The 6,101-nt window shown below is 46.6% G+C and carries 2 protein-coding genes and 1 pseudogene; all 3 read left to right on the top strand.

Annotated features, from left to right (window positions below):
• Positions 1–861, top strand: a pseudogene (locus tag VIP81_RS24555) (hypothetical protein); the annotation flags it as partial.
• A 241-nt stretch (positions 862–1,102) separates the two neighbouring features.
• Entirely contained in the window at positions 1,103–4,858 is a 3,756-nt protein-coding gene (locus tag VIP81_RS24550) for a hypothetical protein (protein ID WP_331967554.1), read from the top strand.
• A gap of 12 nt (positions 4,859–4,870) precedes the next feature.
• A partial coding sequence (locus VIP81_RS24545) for a hypothetical protein (protein ID WP_331967552.1) occupies positions 4,871–6,101 on the top strand: 1,231 nt, incomplete at its 3' end.

Below are 6,101 nucleotides of genomic sequence, written 5' to 3'. Positions count from 1 at the left end.
ACTACAGATCGCATTGTACAGGCGGTCAAAGGCAGCACCCTGTTGCTGGACGTGCCGCTGACAGATAGTTACGATGCCATCTATACATCACCTCAAGGTACTACGGTAAGCAAAATAAGCAGCAGCGGAGAACTCCACGATTGCGGCATCTCAAATTTCAGGATGATTTCTCCCACACAAACCGGTACGATCAGTGAGCGGCACCATCAGGCATTTTTTATCAGTGGTGTTACTGATGCCTGGGCAACGGATATCGATATCTACAATACTATAAATAGTGTAAGCGTAACCGGTAGACGGGTAACGCTGGACCGCATTCATATTTATCACGACACCATTACCATTGGTGCCGCCAAGCCGGCAGACATCAATGCCAGCGGTCCTCAGCTATTGGTGAGGCGTTGTTATATTAAAGGCAGCAATGTTTTTTACATTGCCACCGGTGCAAAAGCCACCGGGCCTATTGTAGTAATGGATTGCACCTTCGATGGCGGTGGATGGATTCAACCCCATCAACGTTGGGCTACCGGCATGCTGATCGACAATTGCACCGTTCCCGGCGGTGGTATAGAACTGATGAACCGTGGTGAAATGGGGACCGGCCACGGCTGGGCTATTGGCTGGGCAGTGGCCTGGAATTGCAGCGCGAAATCATTCCTGAACCAGCGGCCTCCCGGCGCTATGAACTGGATGATAGGCTGCACCGGCGACCGCCGGCAGGAAGGCCGTCCTTTTGAAAGGGTAGGCGTGCTACCGGAAGGCGCCTATGTATCGCATGGTACGCCCGTTCAACCACATAGTTTATACCTGCAACAACTGGAAGAACGCCTCGGCAAAAAAGCCGTGAAAAATATAGAATAATGAATGGAAGAAGTTTTAATACTGTTGCAGACAGCGTCTACTGCGGTATAACGGCTTCTTCCAATACTCTTTTTTACCATTTTAAAGACTAATCCCGCCATTCATTATCCCATATCCACCATCTGATAATTGACGTTTTATACGCGCTTCCCTTTTTACTAACTTAATTATTGTTAAGAAACCCCAATAACCCCAACATTAATGCTTAATAGGTATGGAAGCCGTTAAACAATCCCCTGTTTTGAAATCGAATACGATTTCCGGAAAAATTCTGCATAAGGAATCCGGTGCGGGCCTGGCAGATTTATTAGTGGTGCTGGTGGACCTGGACAAATGGGCAGACCCCGAAACTGCCGGTGGGCCTGTGATTGCCAGAAGCAGCACGGCCGTCAATAATGGCGGCATCAACATCAGCGACCTGTTTAGTGCCGGCGACAGGATCGGTTCTGTACTCACCAATACGGAAGGTGAGTTTTACCTGGAGGTAACATCGAAAGATTTTAATCTGCCTCCCGGCGCCAAAGAAACAAAACCTGATTTGCTGTTAGCTGTACTGGCCGCCGAAGAACCGGATCTTCCCCTGGAAAAAAGATTGCTGTATTTTTCCCTCGATGCGCGATTGAATGCCGGCACTTATGAAGCTTACATCATTAAGCTGAAAACGGCATTGCTGGAGGAAAAAGGCGTGAAAGTACCGACAGCGGGCATCGCTCCCGGCGACAATACCAACATGCTGACTTCGCTGGAAAAAACCATTAAAGGGAACAAGGATTTCTCTGCAAGGAAACAAACCCTTTTCAAGGATAATATTATTAAAGACCAGGACCTCAGCAACGAAAAGCGGACCACTGAATTTACCAAACCGTTTATAGACAGTGTTTCCCGCGTGCCTGAAAGTTTCCGTAACAGCACCTCGTTTGTGAAACCTGGTATGAGTGTGGCCGCTACCGCCATCGGCAATATCACCACCACAGTGCAAGGTACTTTTGGTACCGCCGTGTCGCCCGCCAACAGGCAGGTACAAGGTTTTATTTATCTTTCGGAAGATGAAAAAAATAAGTACCAGCCTTACCTCAATAGTGGCAGTGGCATGTTTGTCTTACCAGATACCATCGTTGAATCAGATATTCTACCAAAAATTTTTAGAAAAACCGCAGAAGGATCCGGGAAGGATTTTTTCATGGACCATCCCACTGCCCGCCTTGCCAGAACACAGGCACCAGACAACAGTAACAACGGTGGAACAGATCCCGGTAGCACTACCCCGGTGATTACACCAACCACAGAAAGTGATATCCCGTTGTATGTAGCCCACCAGATGATCACCGCTACTTCTCCGGAAGAACAGGTGGCCGTGGGTTTACCGATTATTTCTTTGGAGAAAAGACCCACCAGCACAGATATTGATCAGAGCATCAACAACACCATCTTTCAAAAAGGTCCGGCAGATGTAGCCGCGTTTTATGATTTCCATTCCCTGAAAATTGCTTTCGACAATGTTTGGCAGGAAGCCATAGACCTCGGCCTGATCGACAAAGCAGAAAAATCCTACAATGAGGTAGTGGCCAATGGTGGTGATCCGTTTCCATTAATACTGGGTACCTATAATGTTTCCGGGTACTTCCCCAATCAAACACCGATAGAAGATCCATCACAAGATGTGATCATTGAATTTCCGGAAGCACTGGCCGTCTGGAACCGGCTGCTACCCATGGAAAGAAGGGTGTTGAACATGCTGGCGCTCACCCTCACACATAATTATAACAATGGATTATCCGATTTTCTGGCAGAAGGATTTGGCCCGAATAATAAACCCATTCCAAACCTCGATCCCCACATCACGCAGGATGGTGGCAAAGAACAGGTGATTGCCCTCTTCAAACAAAAAGGAAGTAACCTCGTAAAAACAGCCATAGAGCGGCTGAATGATAATGATGAAGTAGCCAATGAATTATCTTCTCTCTCCAATGCCAACAGCCTGATAGCGGACCTCAAAGCACACCTGAATACCAGCTATTCTTTTAAATACTACGCGGCCAACAGCACAGAGCGAAGCGTGAATTTTGGTTTATTGCTCACCTATCAACAAAAATGGGAACCACAAAATTACCAGGCAGGAGAGCTGGTGAAAACCATTCCACTGTCGCCAAGGGAAACCAGGAAATACGCGAAGAAAACAGTGGTGAAAAAGCATAGAAGTAAAAAGGAACAGGAAGACAATCTGAAAATAACAAAATCCGATTCTTCCAATACCTCCAGGGCAGAATCGGATATTATCGACAAGGCCAGCAACAAAAGTACAGTAGACGCCTCTAACGAAGCAAAAGCCGGTGGCACCATAGGCCCCATAGAAAGCTCCAGCACTTCCACCGTGAAGTTAGCCAGCGATGCATCTAAAGATTCGCAGCAAACTAAAAAAGACTTCCGCGAGTCCGTGATGAAAGCCGCACAGGAATATAAAAATGAACGCAAAGTAGAAATCCTGACAGAAGAAACGTATGAATCTGAAATATCCGAGTCAGGTGAAATTACCAATCCCAATGATGAATTAACGGTGACGTATTTATTTTACGAACTGCAAAGACTTTTTAAAGTCAGCGAGCGACTGTATCGCCTGCGGCCCGTGATCATGGTGGCACAGGAAATGCCGGCGCCACACGAAATTAATAATGAATGGGTGCTTTCACACGACTGGATCCTGAAAAGATCCCTGCTGGACGACAGCTTTAAAACCGGCATGGAATATATCTATATCATTAACGGTGAAAAGTTGTTGCTGGATGAATTAGACAGGACCGTGCGGGAACAAAGACAGATCATCAAAGAGCTGCGACAAAATGTAAAATTCTATAATGACCAGGTGGGCATCCTGAGCCGCGCGATGCAGGCAGCCATTACCGCACAGGCCAATGCACTCAGCGGTGGCGGTGGTAGCCTGTTTGGCAGTATCCCGATCATTGGCGGCATCATGGACAACAGTATCGTGAAGGGTGTGGGCAGTTTATTCGGCATCGGGGAAAGTGATGAGAGCTCCCGGGGTCGGTCAGAAGCCGCGCGCATACGCCGGGAAGCAGCCACTGATGCTTATCAGCGGGCAGAGGCAGAACGCCGTGACCTGATGGCACGACTGGAAAATGAGAACAATACCCTCAACAGCCTGAGTAAAGAACTGGCGATGAAAAGAAAAGAGATCATCGAAAAAGAAACACATATCGCCCGTTTGTTAGAGCATTTCAAAGACAATATCCTTTATTATATGCAGGCCATCTGGAGTGCCGAATATGCGGACCAACGTTTTTTCCGTTTACTGGACACCAGGGTACCTGTCTTCGATGGTAATTATAAAGTAAGCATTAAAGTAGCCCCTGAACCGAAGGGACTAAACGATTATGCCATACCCAATAAAACCCGCCACGCATACACGCTGGAAGTAGATATGGAGGTGAAAGAAACCACCCTGAAAGAAATGGCGGATCTGGATACCATGCTCGGCTTCAAAGGGAACTACATGATTTTTCCTATGAATGAATCCAATATCCTGACAGACTTTATGATGGCGCCTTACATCGACACCGAGTTTGGATTAACAGACCCCGATAACCTCGGCAACTGGAGCCTGGATGACTTTGAAAATTATGTAGCAGCTTTACGTGCACAGATGAACGATGATTTCTCTACTATTGAAGACGAGCTAAAACAATTGTACTCCCAATTGCTGCTGGACCCCTTGCGCAGTGGTGATATCCTGACAGTTCCTACCGGCTCCCTGTTTATTGAAGCTTTGCCGGGATCTCATACTATCCTCGAATACTTCAAACTGGCACACCGCTTCGAAGATGTGAAGAAAGTTCAGGCAGAAGTACGCAGTATGGAACTGGATAATATCCGTCGTGCTGCCCGTCTTGTTACCCAGGAGTATGATGATCCGAAAATAGATAAAAAGATTGTGGTAGAAGGTACCGGACTGAATCCCAATATTGATATCGATGATATTTAACGATGCAACGATATGGCTGAAAGTAAAGTGGTGACTGGCTTTCGCCAGCTCATAGAAAAGGTGTTCTCCCAAAAAACGGAGCACATTGCCGACCAGGTAGACTTTAATGACAAGTACCAGCGGCTGTTTACAAAGGAATACCAGGCCGCTTTAAAAATCGTGGTGTCCACGAAAGACTCGGCGATACTGGTACAGTTAATGAATGTCTACCTGGAGTTGTATAGCCGGTACAGCTACAACGCCAACAGCATTCATTTCTACATGTCTGACATTACCTTTCAGTTATTGATAGCGCAAAGCGCCCGCGTGGATAGTAACCATGGTGATTTGTTTGATATATGGGACAAGGTATTAACGGGTAATGCGGTGTCAGACAGCTACAACAGTTTTAAGAAAAGGTATGTTGACTTAAGCAAAACCGTACGCTCTTACATTGATGCCTTCCGCGTGGCGGCGCGGAAGAAAAAGGCGGAGCAAAAATCTATATTGGATAAACTGAAAGATGAATATGCCCGTCAGTTTGGCTATCCTGCCAAAACGATGGATGATTTGTATGGCTTCGATCCTAAGACCAACATCCAGGCAAAATGCCGTTTGGAGGCGCAGACAAAAAACATAGAAACCATTTGGAACAGTGCGCAGGGAAAGGAGGTATGGGAACAAACGGAGGTGATGGTGCTCAACGTTCTCCTGGATGCTTTTAACATGTACATTAAACAAGAATCCCGCGGGGATGTCCTGGTCCTGTTTCAGATCCTTAAATATCTCAAGGAGGTGTATACGTCTACCAGAGAGGTACGGGAGGATAAGAGAACACATAGAACAGAAACGTATATTCATGACCCGGAACCCCATAAAGCGGCTTTGTATTATGTACTGTATACCATGACCTGCACCCGTTTAATGGCAGTAGCACAGGCCACTCAGTTGTATACCCGCAACAGGTTTGGTTTTACGGAAGAAGAAAAGACCTGGTTCCTTAAACCAATACGTGCCAGTTATCAATACTACTCCAATCTGGAACGTATCATCAAAACGCGACTGGATGGTAAAGTCACCGTGGAGGTGTTGGTGGAGGAGCTGAAAGTGTTTTTGAATATGTGCCAGCTCACCAAATGCCAGCTGAAGGGTATTGATTGGGTGGGCCTGAAGGAAACCATGAAGATCCAGAAAATCTGGAAGGACATCAATGAATTTACAGAAGCCATTGACTACGCAGTAAAAGGAGCAAACGCCGGAAAAC

Source organism: Chitinophaga sp., from assembly GCF_036566945.1.
Taxonomy (GTDB): domain Bacteria; phylum Bacteroidota; class Bacteroidia; order Chitinophagales; family Chitinophagaceae; genus Chitinophaga.
Note: the sequence above shows the minus strand (reverse complement) of the source record. Positions and strands in the feature narration are given on the sequence as shown.